The following is a 16,747-nucleotide window of genomic DNA, read 5'->3' as shown; positions in this document are numbered from 1 at the left end:
GGCTGGAGTGCTGAATGCTGGGGAGATGATGCCTTGGGTGGGTGGGAACGCCTGCCCTCAATTTTTAGCTTAAAATTTGCTCGATCGTTGTGTATTATTCGTCAGTTTGACGCTTGACCTATGGAAACCAGTGCTCCTGACCTAGTGATGAATACATCTGTCGTGCCAGCGTTGGTTCAAACCTTGGTGTTGTTACTGACCGGATTTGTGCCAGCAGCGTTATCGGGGTTGGTGTTGGGGACGTTGCTGGGGCTAAATCGGTGGACGGCGGGCGCTGCCAAGTATGTGTTGCAAGTTCCGGCGTCCCTGCCTGCGGTGCTGTTAATCCCTATTCTACTGATTTGGTTAAAGCAAACCGAGCCGATCGGAACCCTGCTGGTGGCGTTTAGTACATTTTGGGTGGTGGCGATTTACACGGCGATCGGCATTCAACGGGCACGACGGCACCAAAACCAGATGTTTTTTGCGATTCCCAGCATTTTTCAGGGCTTACGGTTTGGGCTGATGCTGGCTTGGTCTGTCATGATCACGGCGGATATTCTTTTATCAAGTAGTCAGACCCTAGGATTTTATATTTGGGATCTCTATAACCAAGGGGAGCAAAGCTTAAAACTTGTGGTGAATGCGGCGATCGCGGTCATGGTCACGGCATTTTTGATGGATCAGATTTTAAACTTTGTTGGTTTCCTAATTCAAAAACGTCTCAAACCGAAGGCCATAGAGGGTGTTAAGACTCAATCAGAGATCTAGAAAAATTCTCCCACTCTGTTTCTAAGGTGGCTGCCACGTTTGCAGGAATTTGTATCCCTGACCGTTGGCTATCCCAATGCATTGGTTGAAAAGAATCTGTCTCTAGAAGCTGACGCGGCAGAATGCTACTTGTTGCAGGATTCAGCAATGTATCGAGCTGTACTGTGATAAACATGGCTGTTTCTCCAGCAGCAGCTTGCTCAGCATCCCAATGCTGATTTTTGAAAGAAGCTTGAATTACATATCCTGATGCAAAAATGCCTTTGGGTGCTTGCCCCAATTTTGTGAAAAAGACTCGATCTCCCTTGTGAATGTTTTTGGAATTACCGCAACTCCAAGGAATAATGACTAATTTGCCTGATTGGACTGCTTGGGACTGATCTTCAATGTTTTGCCAGTGCCACCGTTGGCTGTTCCAAACTAACAAAAAGGTAAGCATGGTATGGATAGATATCCAAGATTCAATAGTTCCAGTTATTTACTTCCCTAACAGCTTCACGAGGCCAATGCCGCTGAAATATAGGGCGATAACTGCGCCCCCTAGTAGACTCTGAGTCAGCGGATCCGTGGAAGGAGTGAGAACTGCCCCCAAGACGGCTGCGCCTACTAGGACATAGCGCCAACCCGCCAACATCTGCCGCGAAGAGAGAATTCCTAAAAAGCCCAAAAGTGCCTGGACGATCGGAATTTGGAAGGCCAAGCCCGTGCTGAACATCAACAGCAAAACAAATTCAAAATAGCGATCGATCGACCAAGCTTGTTCGACCACATCCGCGCCATAGGAGACGAAGAAATTCAACGCAGCGGGAATCAGGGCCACATAGGCAAAAAACAATCCGCCGACAAATAGCACGCTAGACCCCAGAACTACCGGAGCCAAAAAGCGTTTTTCTCGACGGGTTAAGCCCGGGGTGACAAAGGCGATAATTTGGTAGAGAACAAACGGAGCCGTGAGCAGAATGCCAGAATAGCCCGCTGTTTTCAACGAAACAAAGAAAAATTCCCCCGGCGAGAGTTGTAGAAACTTGACTCCATTAGCAGGGGCCTCCAACAACTGCACGATCGGGCGCACTTGCGTAAAACAAACAATGACCCCGACGCCCGCTGCAATTAATGCGTAGAAAATGCGCTGCCTTAATTCTTCTAAATGGTCGAAGATCGACATTTCGACATCATCAATCAGCTCGTCGTTATCTTGAATATCAACTTGGGCTGCCTTAGACAGGTTGGTGTCCTCCCCAGAGTTTGCATCCTCTCCAGATAAGGAATTCACTGGAGTCAGATCCGAAGTTGTTGTCTCAAGTTCCGAAGGAACAGTCATGTCTAGCGTCCGTCCGAAGGTTTGCTGGCCAAGGTTTACTTTCCAAGGGTTGCTTTCTATTGTAGCGATCGGCGCGATCGGGGCATAGTCTTCGCCATTCGCATCCTCTTCCAGTCAGCACAACAAATCATTCCTCAATGCACAATCCGCCCCTAGCGCACAATGTAACTGTTGCTGTACCGCTGAGTTGGTGATCCTGGGTCATTCATTTCTGCTAGAAAATTTGTATTTTAGATTGATAACCTTCTCTCGAATAATAAGGAAATTCAAAAAAATTCCCCCTCTCGTCAAAGTTAAGGCAGAATATCACAAAGACTTTTGTGGAGTATTAGTGCCAGTCAAGTTGGCTCTAAGGCTAGTGCTCTGTTTCAAAGGTGTTCCTGAGCAATTCCTAAGAAGTGATTATGTTTGGATTGATTGTTTTCCCTGGCTCCACGAGGTCCTAATTATCCGTATCCCTGACAGGAGGGTGCTTTCATGGAACCGACGAATCATCCCTTGGTTACGAACTATCCCTTAGTTAAGTTCCTCCAAGATGAGTTGTCACTTCCGGCAGACTCAATCTCCCTAGCCCTGAACTACTCTCAACACGCACCCAGCCAGCTACCCATGGTGCTTTGGCAGTACGGGCTAATTACCCTACGGCAGTTAGAGCAGATTTTTGATTGGCTCGAAGGCCAAAATAGTAACGCAGCCTAGAAAGAGCCTCATTTTCCTAGAAGATTCTGCTGGGAAAGAGACGGGTGAAGGATAAAGGTTTGGTAGGAGCACGGGTCTGTCTGAGGGAAATGCTCTTAGAAAAATGCCCTTAGGGAAGTCATGGAATGCGCCAGCGTGGGCAGCAGCAGGGGCGTGTTGTGGGGAAGTGATGACCAGTCTGGCATCCCTCATGTTAAAGGTGATGACGTTGAAAACGTTTGAGCTTGGCCAACGATTAAGCTTAGCCAACGATTAAGCTTGGCCAAATAGTGTTTCTAGGTAAACTCTTGCTGCGGTTTGATCCTGTGAGTTTTGCATCAAGAAAAGTGATAAAGCAGCCGCGATCGTACGATCTTGATCCCAATTGGGATGGGCTTCGACATATTGTGCTAGAGCTTGGTGGAGCGGTTCGGGTAGCTCAGCAAATAGGGAAATCATAGAATGCATAGCCATGTTTATTAATCTGATGAATGAACTTGTGGAAAACTTACAAGCGCTTTCCACAGGGGGACAAAAGCTGGCGAAATTTTCCCACAGGCTTTTGGAATTGTAGAGCGTGTTTTTACGGGTTGCAATTGATACATCGGTTGCCTGCTTGAGATAGCTAGGCTAACTGGGTGAAAAATTTGGAAAAAACACAATATTTTCACTCAAAGTTGCACTTTATTGCGGATTGAATCTTTTTTCTACAAGTAATATTTTTGTAGAAAAGTCCGTAAAACCCTGACTTCTTGGACGATCGTTGTGATTTAGATCATCCGTATTCCACCCCTATGGAATAGTTAAATGGGTGAACAAAGGAAATAAATTGTGGAAAACAAGTGGTTAGTTTTAGCTTGAGCCTGTGGAAAACCAGGGCTAAGCTGTGGAAAATGTAGATGAAGTTGTGGAAGATTAGCAGTAGATGCCAACTGTAGATGCCAACTGTAAATGCAAGCTGTAAATGCAAGCGAGGCGATCGCCCCTCCGGTCCCCTGATTAAATCGCTCAAATTAAATCGATCGAAAGCAAAATGCTGAGCGATTCAGCAAATTAAAAGCGCTGAAGCAAATTATCATAGCTGCTTGCTTCAGCGCATCTTCTTCTGCGTAGACATCTCTCGGGAGGATGTCTATCGTAAGGTGTCTATCTTGAGAGACTTCGAGATTAGTCCTGCTAGCGAAATTTAATCAATCAGTCTCGAGGCAGGATCAGCTGCGATTAGTTATGTAACGCAAGGGGAACTGAAACAGGATTCACCCGCCAAATCTCTTGACAGTACTCGTGAATGGAGCGATCGCTGGAAAACTTGCCCATCCGTGCCGTGTTCAAAATTGACATGCGAGTCCAGTGGTCAGTGTTCCGATAGGCTTGGCTGACTTGGTCTTGACAGTCAATGTAGGATTGGTAATCGGCCAATAATAGGTAGGGATCGGCATACAGCAAATTATCTACTAGGGGTTTAAAGAGTTGTGTATCGCCGTGGGAGAAAAAGCCGGAGGCAATGCGATCGATCGCCAGCTTTAGCTCTGAGTTGCTTTCGTAGTAGGCTCGGGGCTGGTACCCGGCGGCCTGGGTTGCAGCAACTTCGTCGGCAGTGAGACCAAACAGGAAGAAGTTTTCTGCGCCCACTTCTTCCCGGATTTCAATATTAGCGCCGTCTAGGGTGCCGATCGTCAGTGCGCCGTTCATGGCAAATTTCATATTGCCGGTTCCAGAGGCTTCTTTGCCAGCGGTGGAAATTTGTTCCGAGAGGTCGGCGGCGGGATAGACCCGCTGGGCGAATTTGACGCTGTAGTCCTTGAGAAACACCACCTTGAGGCGATCGTGGATGTCCGGATCTCGATTTACCACTTCACCGACTGCGTTGATTAACTTAATCATCAGCTTTGCCATGAAATAGCCCGGTGCTGCTTTACCGCCAAAAATAAAGGTTCGCGGTACGATATCCAAGTCGGGCTTAGCCTTCAGTCGATTGTACAGCGTGATGATGTGTAACACATTTAAGTGTTGCCGTTTGTATTCATGAATCCGTTTTGCTTGAATATCAAAGATAGAATCGACATTGACAGCAATCCCCTGTTGCTTGTGGATGTAATCGGCTAGATCCTGTTTGATCGATCGCTTAATCTGTCGCCATTCATGACGAAATTCTGCAACATCCTCGTAGGACTCTAGCTGACTGAGTTTACTCAGATCTTTAATCCAATCATTGCCAATTTCGCGGGTAATCAAGTTGGCGAGGCGAGGATTGCTCAGCACCAAAAAACGACGCGGGGTGATGCCATTGGTTTTATTGCTGAATTTCTCGGGATACATCTGGGCAAAATCCCGCAGCACATCTTGCTTGAGCAACTCAGTATGCAGTTCGGCCACGCCGTTAATGGCATAGCTGCCGACGGATGCTAGATTGGCCATTCTGACATAGCGTTGCCCCGATTCGTCAATCAAGGACATCCGTTGGATACAAGCTTCATCATCAATGAATTTGAGCCGTGCGTCATCGAGGAAATGTTGATTAATTTCGTAAATGATTTCTAAATGACGCGGTAATAGGCGTTCAAAGAGGTCAATCTCCCATTTTTCCAATGCCTCTGGCAGCAGGGTATGGTTGGTGTAGGCAACGGTTTGGCGGGTAATGTTCCAAGCGACATCCCAGGCAAAGTCATGTTCGTCAATCAACAGACGCATCAATTCTGCAACCGCGATCGCGGGGTGAGTGTCGTTGAGTTGCAGGGTGAATTTTTCGTGCAGGGTGTCGATCGGTTCGCCCCGCAGTTGGCAATGGGTGCGGATGATGTCTTGCAGGGAACAGGACACGAAGAAATATTGCTGCTCTAGGCGTAATTGCTTGCCCTGGTCAAAGGCGTCATTAGGGTAGAGGACTTTGGTTAAGTTTTCCGAGGATACCTTGTCGCCCACGGCCCCGTAGTAATTTCCGGAGTTAAAGGCGTTGAAGTCAAAGGAATCCATGGCCTCGGCGGTCCACAGTCGCAGGGTATTGGCGGTGTTGGTGCGATAGCCCAAAATCGGCGTGTCGTAGGGGACGCCCTTGATGACTCGATCGGGTAGCCAACGGACTCGATAGCGCCCTGTGTGGTCGGTGTAGCCTTCGGTTCGGCCTCCGAGTTTGACTTGTACAGATAGCTCAGGATGGGCAATTTCCCAAGGATTTCCCAAATGAAGCCACTTATCCGTTAATTCAACTTGCCAGCCGTCTTTAATATCCTGTTCAAAAATACCGAACTCGTAGCGAATGCCATAGCCGATCGCCGGAATTTCCAGCGTAGCCAAGGAATCTAGGTAACAAGCCGCTAATCGTCCCAAGCCGCCATTACCCAAGCCGGGTTCTTCTTCCTGATCCAGCATGTCTTCAAAGCGAATGCCTAAGGATTCCACAGCCTGCTTCATTTCGTCGTACATTCCCAGGTTGATCAGGTTGTTCCCCAGATGGGGCCCTAGGAGAAATTCGGCGGACAAATAGCAAACCTGGCGTGGTGCCGTGCTGTAGTAGGTGTCCATGGTGCAAAGCCAATGGTGCACCAGCCGATCGCGCACGGTGTAGGCTACGGCCATGTAGTAATCATTCAGCGTGGCTACGCGGGGAAACTTCCCTTGGCTGTAGAACAAATGATCGAGAATGGCGCGTTTGAGGGTTTCAAGGCTGCGCCCCGTACGATCGTCTTCGATGACAATTGGGCAGTTTTGGGATTCCATCATTGGCAATTTATGGGGTAATCGGTCAACTAACTTCTATTGAACGGTTCTATCGAGCGGTTCTATACTAAGGCTTCCATAACGGTCTACTGCTTAAAATGCCCACCTGATCGAGATGGTGGGCAATCAGAAGAATCTGTCTATAGATCTGGGATAGCCTTATGGGCCATCGGTTTTCCGGTAAATAAAGGCATCGCTATTGCGAAAACTTTAGATTTTTTTAACAAAACTCTAGAATTGGTAATCCCATTATTTTGTGATTGTCTTAACTACATTCTCTTAACTACAATTTAGTTACAAATGGCTTGAGTTGCAATTCGTGATAAGCAACTGGTGTGAACAACTGGATAAGCACAATGGCTGAGCCTATCCAGCCGCTAAGTTTAGCAACAACTGCTCGGTTCACAACAGTCTGCGACGCTGGCAATGGTGGCCCGATAGTCAAGTCCCTTGGTTTCACGGGGATGGCGTCGGCTGTCACGGCTACAATCGAAGACCGGAGCGGATTCTAAAGACACTTCTGTTTGGGGTAGAACAGGGATGAAATCTTGGGCGTAGGGGCCATTGGGATCGGTATATAGATTGAAGGTTTTTTCGCAAACGGCCATCCGCTCACCCCGCAGCAGAGTATGCCCATCATCATCCTGCACAGCTTTCCAGGGGCCTTTGTAAATCACTGCTTGATTGCGATCGAAACAAGGGCCTTCTTTGCCTTTGTAGGCTTGGACAGTCAGCGATCGGAATTCAATGCCATCAATCACCTGCCAAGGCTCTTCCTGACGCGCCAAAATTTCCACGCCATAGAATCCTGCAGCTTCAAACCGTTGCAGAAATTCCGATTCGAGAAATGCCCCTGCAATACAACCGCTCCAGAGGTCTGGATCATTCAGAATTTTCTCCGTAGGCGGTTCATCGCAGACAATATCAGAAATGACGGCCCGTCCGCCCCGTTTCAGAATGCGATAAATTTCCTGGAATAATTGGGTTTTATCCTGAGGCTTGACCAAATTGAGGACGCAATTAGAAACGACAACGTCAACGCTGTTTGTTGCAATCAAGGGCTCTTCCCGTCGGAGCCGATCGCCCTCGGTTTCTAAGGCTGCCAAATCTGCGATCGACGTGACGGGATGTTGGTTTAGCCAAGCTTGCAGTTGATCTAAATTCAGCGCGAGATCCTGAATTTTGCCCTTCACAAATTCCACATTGTGATAGCCTACTTGTTCACCGATCGACTGCTGATATTTGCGGGAAAGAGCTAACATTTCGTCGTTCATATCCACGCCGATGACACGCCCCTCTGCCCCCACTTTCTGCGCCATGATATAGCAATTTTTGCCCGCGCCGGAGCCTAAGTCTACGACAACTTCTCCCGCGTTAACATAGCGCGTTGGATCGCCACACCCATAGTCTTTGGCAATAATTTCCTCCGGCAAAAATTTCAGGTAGCGTCCATCATAGCCATCGGTCGGACAGCATAAAGCCGCCTGGGGAGCCTGAGCCCCGGCACTGTAGCGATCGCGTACGGCTTGTTCAACATCGTAGTGAATCGCAGTATCGCTAGAAATGGCAGTGGGATTAGAAGAAGTCATAGGGGTCTTAGCTGTGAATTGGACAGTGAATACGGAAGTTCAAAAAGAAACGGTGGGACAAATTAATCCACGATCGCCCCGCCGCAGGAACTTCCAGCACCTGCGGTACAACCGAAGCAATGGCGTCCAGTGACAATCCTACGTTGGGAGAGGATCTGCCCATTAAAGTCACGAATGTGCAAATTTGGATTCACTTTAAGATCCAACATTTGATTGAAATCACAATCGTATAGGTAGCCATCCCAGGACACGGAAAGGGTATTCCGACACATAAGTCCGGAAATGGTTGCAGGATTGAAGGAGTTGACTAATAACTCCAGATAGGTTTGCAAATTCCCGGACTGTTCTAACCATTCTAAATAGCGAGAAATGGGCATGTTGTTGAGCGTAATCAATCGATCGAAGCTGACGCCTTGGTGTTTGAGTAATCCCGATTTCCATTCCTGCTCTAATCGAGCTTGCCCGCTGGCTAAAAACGCCCCCACCGGATTGCTCACTAATGTTAGTTTTCGCTGCGGATCTCCTTGGCCGTAACCTACTTGATTCAAACGCCGCAGGGCCTCGATCGATTTTTCAAAGGTCCCATCTCCCCGTTGGGCGTCGGTATTACGTTGGCGATAGTGGGGCAAGGAACAGACAACTTCCACCCCGCGATCGGCAAACCATTCCGGCAGATCGGTTTTTCCCGGCAGCAGCAGGACGGTTAAATTACAGCGATCGATGACTTGTTTGCCGCGTTGGATACATTCATCCACTAACGCCTGAAAGTGGGGATTGAGTTCTGGTGCTCCCCCTGTGATATCCACGGTGTGGGCATTAGTTTGATCCAATGCAGCGAGGCACAGGTCGATCGTTTCGCGGGACATCACCTCACGGGTGCGATCTGGCCCAGCATCCACATGGCAATGCTTACAAGCCATATTGCACAGCTTGCCGAGGTTAATTTGAAAAATCTCCAATTCAGCTGGTTGCAGCGCGGGCCAATCAGAGCGATTTAACATAGCCTCAAAATCGCCAGCTTCAGGCAAATGGGACAGGTTAACCTCCGCTAACACCGATCGCTGATACATGGCTGAGGCCAAAGGATCAGCCCGTCTTGCCAAAGAAATCGTCATCATTTATCCAACGCAAATTACGAATCAAAAGTTCAGTCAGCACAGACCAATAGCATAGGCCGACACCCTCGCTATAGGAGAACAGCGTACCAATAAAATTCCAAGTGAGTAGATGGGTAGGTGGGTGGACGGGGGTAGGTGGGTGCCTGCATCGGGTGATGTGATTTCTGAGCAAATCCCTCAACGATCGGCCAGTCCCATCTCCACGCTTTCACCCACCCACTCTCCCACTCTTCTACTCTCTTACCCACCTACCCACCTACCCACCTACCCTCCTACTCTTCTACATAGATAGCTGGTTCGATCGATCAAGCATTTGCAGGCCATGAATCAACGAAGCGCCTCCCCGAATTGCCGTTGCCACATGAATTGCCTCCGTCATCTGTTCCAGATCCGATCCCTGTTGCAGGGATTCCTTCGTATAGGCATCGATGCAGTAGGGACACTGAATCGCATGGGCCACCGCCAGTGCAATCAGTGCCTTTTCTCGCTGGGACAGTGCGCCCTCCGCAAAGACTGCGCCATAGTAAGCAAAAAATTTCTCCGCCAGTTCCGCATTGCCTTCCCCAATTTTGCTGAAGTTGGGCAAATGCTCTGGATTGTAATAGTGATCCATGGGATGCCGATCAAATTTCTAGAGGGCAATAGGATGATGACATCATCCGTGAATATACGCCTTCAATTCTGGATCGGATGATCTAAAACTGGCTGCCATCCCCAAATTTCTTCCAGTTTTATCCGGTCGTTCCCTGTAATACCAGTATGACTAAGTACAAGTTGCAAGGATGACAAAGGACTAGTTCAGGGCTTTTGCGGAGAAGTGATTAACTAAGCTATCGTAGAAATACGAAATCGGTTCTCAACTTTTTCTTCAAGCTTTCAAGGTCGGTTTTCCAAGCGGTTTGAAGGATTCTAGGGCCTTTTGTCGTCACTCTCCTCAGGTCAGGTGTGCTCACTGCTTGCTCTATCATCGGGTGTTCTAACTGGTTTTATAAGGTTACCAAGTTATCAAGCCTCGAATTTTTTAAGCTACTCAATTGTTTAAGGTATTCAATTTTTAGCCATCCGCTCTCTAAGCAGCCAAGTCTCATTTGCTAGGGGGCTAGTTCTAGGGTGGGCGATCGTCCCAATCAGGGCGAAGGTGCAATCCAATCCTAGGTGCTGGGAGCCTCTTGGCGCAATTGTCCATCTCTAAGAAGACTTCCTGATTATGCTGGTTTCTGAACAATCGTTATCTAACTCAGCCTCCAATTCAGGTACGAATGTTGGGCTGCCGGATCCGGGTTTATTACCTGGGCTAGGCTCTCCAAGGCCATTGCCGAACCCTGGACTGCCAAACGTGATTGCTTCGCGTCAGGAAATTGCTTTTATTGATGGGCAGATTCAGGATTATCAGAAACTCTTGCCAGGGATTCGTCGGGGAATTGAGGTGGTGATCCTTGATCCAACGCTTAATGGAATGGATCAAATCACTGAAATTCTGGCGCAGAAAACTGAATTATCAGCGGTTCACTTAATTAGTTATGGCGACACTGGAAAGATCTATCTAGGGAATAGCCAGCTTTCCTTGGGGAACCTCGCTAACAATTCAGCAAAGCTTGCGGTCTGGCAGCGATCGCTACTACCCGGTGCGGATGTTTTGCTATATGGGTCAAATATCGCCGCAGGAGAGATTGGTAGCCAATTTCTGCAAGAACTCAGCCAAAAATTAGGGGCTGATATTGTGGCGTCTAACAATACCACTGGAAAAGCGACTCTCAAAGGGGACTGGAAATTAGAAGTACAGACTGCTCCTCTCGCAACCAGTTTAGCGATACGCACTTCTGTCCTGCAAGCCTACGACTATACTTTGACCGCGCCTCCCGCCCTGCAAGCCTGGAAGGACGTGGAGCCCACGTCCCCGATCGCGCCCCCTGCCTTACTAGAGGTCTCAGCCTCGACCCCAGAGGCTGTGCCTACACCGCCACCGGTTTTAGAGACTCCCCCCACGCTCCCTAGCCCGCCTGTTAGTACGCCCGTAGCTTCCCCGAACCTCTCCAGCGAACTCCCTGATCCCGTTCTTGTTCTGCCCACCCCACCGTCGCAACTGGAGGTGAATCCAGAAAATATTCCTGAATTGCCCTTACTAGGGGATCTGCTGCCTACGGTTTAATCAGGACGCGGCACAATAGGAGATGGTCTGCCATCGCTAGGAAGGTTCATGATCTGGCAAGAAGTTGCAGGAAACTGGGTATTGCTGCCGCCGCGTCCCGTTGCGATCGTTCATTTTTTGGGGGGAGCCTTTGTTGCTACTGCCCCCCAGTTGACCTATCGTCGGCTTTTGGAGTGTTTGGCGCGATCGGGCTATGGACTGATCGCCACGCCGTTTATCAATACCTTTGATCACATTGGTATTGCAGAGAATGTTCTCTGGAGTTTCGATCGGGCGCTGCATCACTTGCAAAGCACAGGACAGATCTCCGATCAACTACCCATCTATGGCCTAGGGCATAGCATGGGCTGCAAGCTGCATCTATTAATTGGCAGTGTGTTTGAAGTCGAGCGATCGGGCAACCTGTTGATGGCTTTTAACAACTTCGCAGCACGGGATTCGATTCCCTTGATGGATCAGTTTTCCCAAGTCTTGCAACAGTTTGCACCCTTGACGTCTTCCACAATAGACTTCACGCCTTCACCAGATGCCACCAATCAGCTCATTGCCCAGCAATACGCAGTCTCTCGTAATTTACTGGTCAAGTTCAGCAACGACACGCTCGATCAAACCCGATCGCTAGCCAACATTTTGCAAGTGCGTTTTCCCGATCAACTGACTCTCTGCAAGTTGAAGGGGAATCATTTAACGCCCGTTGCCCAAGACTTACAGTGGGAAACGGGAGCCATCTTCACACCGTTTGATGCGATCGGTCAATGGGTTCGCCAGGAAGTGTTTCGGGAATTGCAACAACTGGAACAGGTGCTGCTGGATTGGTTGAATGTCGCTGTGGCCTTGGAAAGCCAAACCCCTTTTCGCTAAGCCTCACCTGCGGAATGTTCACTGCCTCATAATTGCTGCAATCTCAGGATCGTATCCTGAGATTGCAACCGATTTGCCCAACTGTCTTACAATGCATAGGTCTAGTCTTATTATGAGAGTCTTATGCAGCCTGATTTCTCTGCGTCCTTGCCCACGGTGCAAACTGAGCTGATGGATATTGATGCGGTGCAACAGACCCTCGGGCGATCGCGCGCCTCCGTTTATCGCTATACCAACACGGATCCCAACTTGCTGAACCCGCCCTATGACGCCAAACGGCTGAACCCAGAAATGCGCTCCCACGCGAATGAACCTCTGTTGTTTCACCCCAATGAAGTGGCTCGTTTCGCTAAGGATGTGCTGCGCATTAAGCAAGTGACGATCGAAGTCCAAAACCGTCCGCCCGATGCAACTCAAGAACTGTTGCAAGCTATTCTGGCGGAACTCCAAGCGATTCATCATTGCTTGAAACATCCCTCCGATCAGCGTGGGTCAACCTCCGAGTAGTCCGAGTAGGGGGACTGATCCGTTGGCTGATCGGTGTGAGTTTGCTGTCGGATGTTAATTGCTCGTTTCCGCAGTGATCTGTTCAGGACAGGATCAGTAATTTCAGTGAGTATCCCTAATGGAAGAACAGATTCCCTTCAGTGATGAAAGGATGAATCTAAGGGGAGACGTGAATCCATCAATTGAAGGAGGGAGCATCCCTCGAAAGCCTTATGCAATCGAAAATGAGTGGAGTCTCAGTAGAAAAGTGCGGAATCTATGACTTGAAAGATCGTACTTATGCGATACCAAATTCTGGGCAGACCTCGTTAAAATGATTTCATGAAGCCTCGTTACTCCATGATGTATTCATGAAGCGGGTAACGGAAAATTTCCTTGATTGGAATGAAATTTTTTGGCTTCGTTGAGTTGGTATGAATCTAAAATATGCAATCAGTCAGTCAGCCGAACCATTCTTCCGAACCTCCGCGACGTCCGTTAGTAAACCTCTGTGGAGGCGCGATCGCTCTTCTGACGCTCGTTTCACCGCTACTGATTATTGCAGACAGTTCCTCTACGCCCTCGGGTGTGTCTTCCACCACGAGTCGGCTGCAATCTTCCCCACCCGCTAGCTCGCTATTGACCCCTCGTCGATCGTGATTTTCCTCTAGTGCTTGCTGATCTCCACAGGTGACTTGGCTAGGAGAATGGTGAGAATTTACTCCACAGAAGGGTCGGTATCCTCAACCATTCATCCCTGTCCCCCACGCGCTATTATGGGAAAAAGTCTTGTAACGTCTTCCTGGAGTGGGTTCTATGACATCCTATGCCGCTTCGACTGCCCGAGCTGAGATGAGTGAACTCCGGCGTTTGAAGACCTTACTACCGCCGGAACTTCAAAGTTGGGTGACGATCGAAGTTGCTACCGCAGTCAATCCCCCTCTCATTACCTCTGAAGAAATTGGACGGGATGAAATCGAAATTCAGATCGATATGCCCAAGTGGGATCAGTTGGCGATCGATCAGCGGAATTTGCTGTTCTGGCATGAAGTCGGTCGAGTACAGGCGGACACTGTGCCTCGGGATGGTTGGGAAATGGCGGCATTGGCCATCGGTTTAGGCGGCGCAGTGGGTGAACTGTGGGTGCAAGATGGACTGTTGTTACTTCTGGCCCTTGGCTTATCGAGCTTTGCAGGTTGGCGACTCTACAACAAAAACAATGGGGATAAAGTTCTGAAGGAAGCGATCGATGCGGATGAACGGGCCATTGCATTAGCGACTCGGTTTGGCTATACCTTACCCAATGCTTACAAAAGTCTGGGAAGTGCCCTTAAAACTTTGATTGAGCAAACCCCCAAGAAAAAACTTCGTCAGCGCTATGAAGGTCGCTTAGCTGCGCTGAAAAAGAGTGCTGCTAAAGCCAAGGAGAAAATGCAACAACGGAGCCCGGCGGCTGAATTTGACTATTAATCTAAACGATTAATTGACGGATAACGGACGGAATCTAGACTGACTAGTGGAGCGTCAAGCTTAAAATTGTGAGTGACATTATTCCAAATCGACTATTCCATAAGGATTCTGGAGATCACTAACGCACAAAATCAAAATTGACAGACCACTAGTCTAATCAGCCTGCATCTGGATGGCTGTGTCTTGACCAGTCTATAGACTGATCGACTTGTGTCGTAATAAGTCCTATCTGCAACGGCTCCGTTGTTCAATCACGTAGGGTAGATATTTGATGGGTTGATGTTTGACCGTGAAGTTGTCCCTCAGGGATCGTAATTTGAGTGCGTTTAAATAGCTTCACCCGATCGGCTTCAATACTTTTCTAGAGGGTTATCGCAGCCATAGACGGGACTGAGTCAAAAGATGCTCTCAGTCCTATATTTTTTGTTTGTCATTGATTTTGTGCTTTACCTTTATAGGCTTAATTTGATCTGCCTAGAATTCCCGCTGTCTATCCCGATATTCACCCAGAGGATCGGAAGCGTCCTGTTGTTAGGGGTATTGGGGAAGCACATAGTGGTAACAGTCTGTGGTAGCGGTGGTAACGCCATCGATCGCCCCGTTGAAACTGCTCTCATGAAATTCACTGTCCGCTAAGGTTCGCCCGCTTAAAGTTAGGGATTGCAAATTAGGAGAAATGTCACCATGTTGTCCAAAGGATTTGAAATTGAAGTCTATACAGGGCGACCCAATGGCGAAATTGTGGGTTTATCCGACAAAATTGTCGCGGATTTGGAGGGATTTGTGCGGGAGCCAGATAGTCGCAATGTGGAGTACACCACCGCTCCCAGCTATCGCTACGAACGATCTCTCTGTGATTTGCTGCAACCCCGATCTCGTCTGCGACAGTATCTGACGACCCTAGGAGACTATACGCTGATCCCTGGCAGCACTCTATCGCTAGGGGGGACTGAGCAGTTTCAGCGATCGGATCCTAATAATCCCTATCACACCTATATTGAGCAGACTTATGGCACCAAAGTCGTTACCGCTAGTGTGCATATCAATATTGGTATTGAGGATCCAGAAGTTCTGATGCGAGCTTGTCGGTTAATCCGCTTAGAAGCCCCTTTGTATTTAGCCTTGAGCGCTGCATCGCCACTCTTGAATGGAGAAGTAACGGGCTTTCACTCAAGCCGTTGGGCCGTTTTTCCGAAAACCCCAGCCCAAGTTCCGCTCTTTGAAAGCCATCGCCACTTCATTCAGTGGACGGAGGAACAATTGCGTCTTGGTACTATGCAGAATGTCCGCCACCTCTGGTCATCGGTTCGGCCCAACGGAGATCGCCGTCCCTACAACTTAAATCGCTTAGAATTACGAATTTGTGATTTGGTTAGCGATCCGATCGCTCTGCTGGCAATTACAGCACTCCTGGAAGCCCGATTACTACAATTGTTAGAAAATCCAGACTTGGATCCTTTGCTGGCTAGCGACCTGCCACAGGCCACCCGTGCTGCAGATCTGGTTGTGATGGCAGATGCCAACGAACAAGCCGCTGCCCATGCCAGTTTAAATGCCACACTTCACCACTGGCACGATGGGAGATCGATCGTCGCTCAGGATTGGATTGCGCAAATCTACGATGACGTTTGGGATACTGCGAAACGATATGGCTTTAGCTGCTTTTTGCTGCCCCTTAAACGCATTCTGCGCGAAGGGAACGAAGCTCAACAATGGCTCAAATTGAAAGAGCAGGGTTGGGAGAATAGGCAAATTGTGCAACAAGCGATTCTTTCCATGCAAACTCGCGAACGAGAACTTCAAGGCGAAATTTGCCCACCCTGTGTTGCATAAGCTGGTCATGACTAGGTCGTTTCCAGTGGATACATTCAAGTGGATCCAAATAGTGGATGCTGACCCTAAGGTTTTCCGTTTCAAAGAGTTCTCGCGGGTTTGATTGATTAATATATCTAATCATTCCTTCGCCGCGAGCCACTCATTAATAAAATCTATTATTCCTACCCATAAATCGCAGCCTTTTAGCGGTTTTGAGTTGAGTTGTTGGATCTAGCTTTGAGTTATCTATGCCCCGAATTGTTCTTGTTCATCCAGAAATCCCCCCAAATACGGGCAATATTGCTCGAACTTGCGCTGCTACTAGAACAGAACTCCATCTTGTGGGCCCGCTCGGGTTTGAGCTCAGCGATCGTTACCTCAAACGGGCTGGACTTGATTATTGGCCGTATGTCAACCTCCACTACCACGACTCGCTTGCTGACTTTCAGACCTACCAGCAGCAATTGGGTGGACGTTTACTGGCATTTAGTACAGGTGGAACAGTCAACTACGCAGACTATTGCTACCAGCAGGACGACTGGTTAATGTTTGGCTGCGAAACCCAGGGATTACCCAAGGAAGCCTTGGAAACCTGCGATGATATTTTGCGAATTCCTATGGCAGAGCCACAAGTGCGTAGCCTCAATCTGTCCGTAAGTGTGGCGATCGGATTGTTTGAAGCCCGTCGTCAGCTAGGTCAACTGCTGGGATAGGGCGGAGGCATTGGCCGTTCTAGGGAAGAGATTGGCCCACTAAAACTTTCTATCTTTCAAAAAAAATTGCTGGGATTTCT

At 48.6% G+C, this 16,747-nt stretch carries 16 protein-coding genes; 9 read left to right on the top strand and 7 right to left on the bottom strand.

The genetic code is table 11. The annotated features are described in order from the left end of the window. Positions 1 to 120 precede the first annotated feature (120 nt). Positions 121 to 750, top strand: coding sequence for a hypothetical protein (locus tag ACN4EG_RS09365; protein WP_431629082.1), 630 nt, complete (start codon positions 121 to 123; stop codon positions 748 to 750). Here ACN4EG_RS09365 and ACN4EG_RS09360 read toward each other — a convergent pair. Beyond that, entirely contained in the window at positions 728 to 1,189 is a 462-nt protein-coding gene (locus ACN4EG_RS09360) for a hypothetical protein (RefSeq protein WP_431629081.1), read from the bottom strand. The two genes, ACN4EG_RS09365 and ACN4EG_RS09360, sit on opposite strands and share 23 nt — an antisense overlap. A 39-nt stretch (positions 1,190 to 1,228) precedes the next feature. Beyond that, the gene (gene tatC, locus ACN4EG_RS09355; RefSeq protein ID WP_431629080.1) at positions 1,229 to 2,071 is read right to left on the bottom strand and encodes a twin-arginine translocase subunit TatC; all 843 of its coding nucleotides are present in this window, start codon (positions 2,069 to 2,071) and stop codon (positions 1,229 to 1,231) included. 477 nt (positions 2,072 to 2,548) lie between these two features. Here tatC and ACN4EG_RS09350 point away from each other — a divergent pair, with 477 nt between their 5' ends. After that, a complete protein-coding gene (locus ACN4EG_RS09350; RefSeq protein ID WP_431629079.1) occupies positions 2,549 to 2,770 on the top strand; it encodes a DUF2949 domain-containing protein in 222 nt (73 codons plus the stop codon). A gap of 252 nt (positions 2,771 to 3,022) precedes the next feature. Here the strand turns inward: ACN4EG_RS09350 and ACN4EG_RS09345 are convergent, their stop codons facing one another. From ACN4EG_RS09345 to ACN4EG_RS09325, 5 genes are all read right to left on the bottom strand, one after another. Next, positions 3,023 to 3,223, bottom strand: a complete 201-nt coding sequence (locus tag ACN4EG_RS09345; protein ID WP_431629078.1) for a DUF2811 domain-containing protein — start codon at positions 3,221 to 3,223, stop codon at positions 3,023 to 3,025. A gap of 747 nt (positions 3,224 to 3,970) precedes the next feature. Continuing rightward, on the bottom strand, positions 3,971 to 6,469 hold the full coding sequence (locus ACN4EG_RS09340; RefSeq protein ID WP_431629077.1) for a glycogen/starch/alpha-glucan phosphorylase: 2,499 nt from the start codon (positions 6,467 to 6,469) through the stop codon (positions 3,971 to 3,973). 380 nt (positions 6,470 to 6,849) lie between these two features. Continuing rightward, a complete protein-coding gene (locus ACN4EG_RS09335) occupies positions 6,850 to 8,055 on the bottom strand; it encodes a methyltransferase domain-containing protein (RefSeq protein ID WP_431629076.1) in 1,206 nt (401 codons plus the stop codon). Positions 8,056 to 8,117: 62 nt separating this feature from the next. Then, positions 8,118 to 9,173: an arsenosugar biosynthesis radical SAM (seleno)protein ArsS gene (gene arsS / locus ACN4EG_RS09330; RefSeq protein WP_431629075.1), complete on the bottom strand. Its 1,056-nt coding sequence runs from the start codon at positions 9,171 to 9,173 to the stop codon at positions 8,118 to 8,120. Between the two features lie 280 nt (positions 9,174 to 9,453). Continuing rightward, positions 9,454 to 9,786: an arsenosugar biosynthesis-associated peroxidase-like protein gene (locus tag ACN4EG_RS09325; protein WP_431629074.1), complete on the bottom strand. Its 333-nt coding sequence runs from the start codon at positions 9,784 to 9,786 to the stop codon at positions 9,454 to 9,456. Positions 9,787 to 10,509: 723 nt separating this feature from the next. Between ACN4EG_RS09325 and ACN4EG_RS09320 the strand changes: the two genes are divergently transcribed. The 7 genes from ACN4EG_RS09320 (at position 10,510) to trmL (ending at position 16,667) form a co-directional block, all read left to right on the top strand. Beyond that, the gene (locus ACN4EG_RS09320) at positions 10,510 to 11,322 is read left to right on the top strand and encodes a DUF4347 domain-containing protein (protein ID WP_431629073.1); all 813 of its coding nucleotides are present in this window, start codon (positions 10,510 to 10,512) and stop codon (positions 11,320 to 11,322) included. Between the two features lie 48 nt (positions 11,323 to 11,370). Next, positions 11,371 to 12,183 carry a DUF1350 family protein gene (locus ACN4EG_RS09315; protein ID WP_431629072.1) on the top strand — a complete coding sequence of 271 codons (813 nt, stop codon included), beginning with the start codon at positions 11,371 to 11,373 and terminating at the stop codon, positions 12,181 to 12,183. Between the two features lie 123 nt (positions 12,184 to 12,306). Continuing rightward, positions 12,307 to 12,690 carry a resolvase gene (locus tag ACN4EG_RS09310; RefSeq protein WP_431629071.1) on the top strand — a complete coding sequence of 128 codons (384 nt, stop codon included), beginning with the start codon at positions 12,307 to 12,309 and terminating at the stop codon, positions 12,688 to 12,690. 426 nt (positions 12,691 to 13,116) lie between these two features. Further along, entirely contained in the window at positions 13,117 to 13,329 is a 213-nt protein-coding gene (locus tag ACN4EG_RS09305) for a hypothetical protein (RefSeq protein ID WP_431629070.1), read from the top strand. 156 nt (positions 13,330 to 13,485) lie between these two features. Continuing rightward, complete coding sequence (locus ACN4EG_RS09300) at positions 13,486 to 14,139, top strand: DUF3318 domain-containing protein (RefSeq protein WP_431629069.1); 654 nt, start codon at positions 13,486 to 13,488, stop codon at positions 14,137 to 14,139. 684 nt (positions 14,140 to 14,823) lie between these two features. Next, positions 14,824 to 15,972, top strand: coding sequence for a glutamate--cysteine ligase (gene gshA, locus ACN4EG_RS09295; protein WP_431629068.1), 1,149 nt, complete (start codon positions 14,824 to 14,826; stop codon positions 15,970 to 15,972). A 230-nt stretch (positions 15,973 to 16,202) separates the two neighbouring features. Then, entirely contained in the window at positions 16,203 to 16,667 is a 465-nt protein-coding gene (gene trmL / locus ACN4EG_RS09290; RefSeq protein ID WP_431629067.1) for a tRNA (uridine(34)/cytosine(34)/5-carboxymethylaminomethyluridine(34)-2'-O)-methyltransferase TrmL, read from the top strand. Positions 16,668 to 16,747: the final 80 nt, after the last annotated feature.

This window comes from Alkalinema pantanalense CENA528, from assembly GCF_050753345.1.
GTDB classification, from domain to species: domain Bacteria; phylum Cyanobacteriota; class Cyanobacteriia; order Leptolyngbyales; family Leptolyngbyaceae; genus Alkalinema; species Alkalinema pantanalense.
This window is presented reverse-complemented; position numbering and strand designations above follow the sequence as displayed.

Bases quoted from the DNA above. Each gene is read 5' to 3' on its own strand.
- ACN4EG_RS09340 (WP_431629077.1), bottom strand. From the start codon at position 6,469: ATGATGGAATCCCAAAACTGCCCAATTGTCATCGAAGACGATCGTACG.
- ACN4EG_RS09315 (WP_431629072.1), top strand. From the start codon at position 11,371: ATGATCTGGCAAGAAGTTGCAGGAAACTGGGTATTGCTGCCGCCGCGT.
- ACN4EG_RS09350 (WP_431629079.1), top strand. From the start codon at position 2,549: ATGGAACCGACGAATCATCCCTTGGTTACGAACTATCCCTTAGTTAAG.
- ACN4EG_RS09300 (WP_431629069.1), top strand. From the start codon at position 13,486: ATGACATCCTATGCCGCTTCGACTGCCCGAGCTGAGATGAGTGAACTC.
- ACN4EG_RS09345 (WP_431629078.1), bottom strand. From the start codon at position 3,223: ATGGCTATGCATTCTATGATTTCCCTATTTGCTGAGCTACCCGAACCG.
- ACN4EG_RS09325 (WP_431629074.1), bottom strand. From the start codon at position 9,786: ATGGATCACTATTACAATCCAGAGCATTTGCCCAACTTCAGCAAAATT.
- trmL (WP_431629067.1), top strand. From the start codon at position 16,203: ATGCCCCGAATTGTTCTTGTTCATCCAGAAATCCCCCCAAATACGGGC.
- ACN4EG_RS09360 (WP_431629081.1), bottom strand. From the start codon at position 1,189: ATGCTTACCTTTTTGTTAGTTTGGAACAGCCAACGGTGGCACTGGCAA.
- ACN4EG_RS09305 (WP_431629070.1), top strand. From the start codon at position 13,117: ATGCAATCAGTCAGTCAGCCGAACCATTCTTCCGAACCTCCGCGACGT.
- ACN4EG_RS09365 (WP_431629082.1), top strand. From the start codon at position 121: ATGGAAACCAGTGCTCCTGACCTAGTGATGAATACATCTGTCGTGCCA.
- ACN4EG_RS09310 (WP_431629071.1), top strand. From the start codon at position 12,307: ATGCAGCCTGATTTCTCTGCGTCCTTGCCCACGGTGCAAACTGAGCTG.
- tatC (WP_431629080.1), bottom strand. From the start codon at position 2,071: ATGACTGTTCCTTCGGAACTTGAGACAACAACTTCGGATCTGACTCCA.
- gshA (WP_431629068.1), top strand. From the start codon at position 14,824: ATGTTGTCCAAAGGATTTGAAATTGAAGTCTATACAGGGCGACCCAAT.
- arsS (WP_431629075.1), bottom strand. From the start codon at position 9,173: ATGATGACGATTTCTTTGGCAAGACGGGCTGATCCTTTGGCCTCAGCC.
- ACN4EG_RS09335 (WP_431629076.1), bottom strand. From the start codon at position 8,055: ATGACTTCTTCTAATCCCACTGCCATTTCTAGCGATACTGCGATTCAC.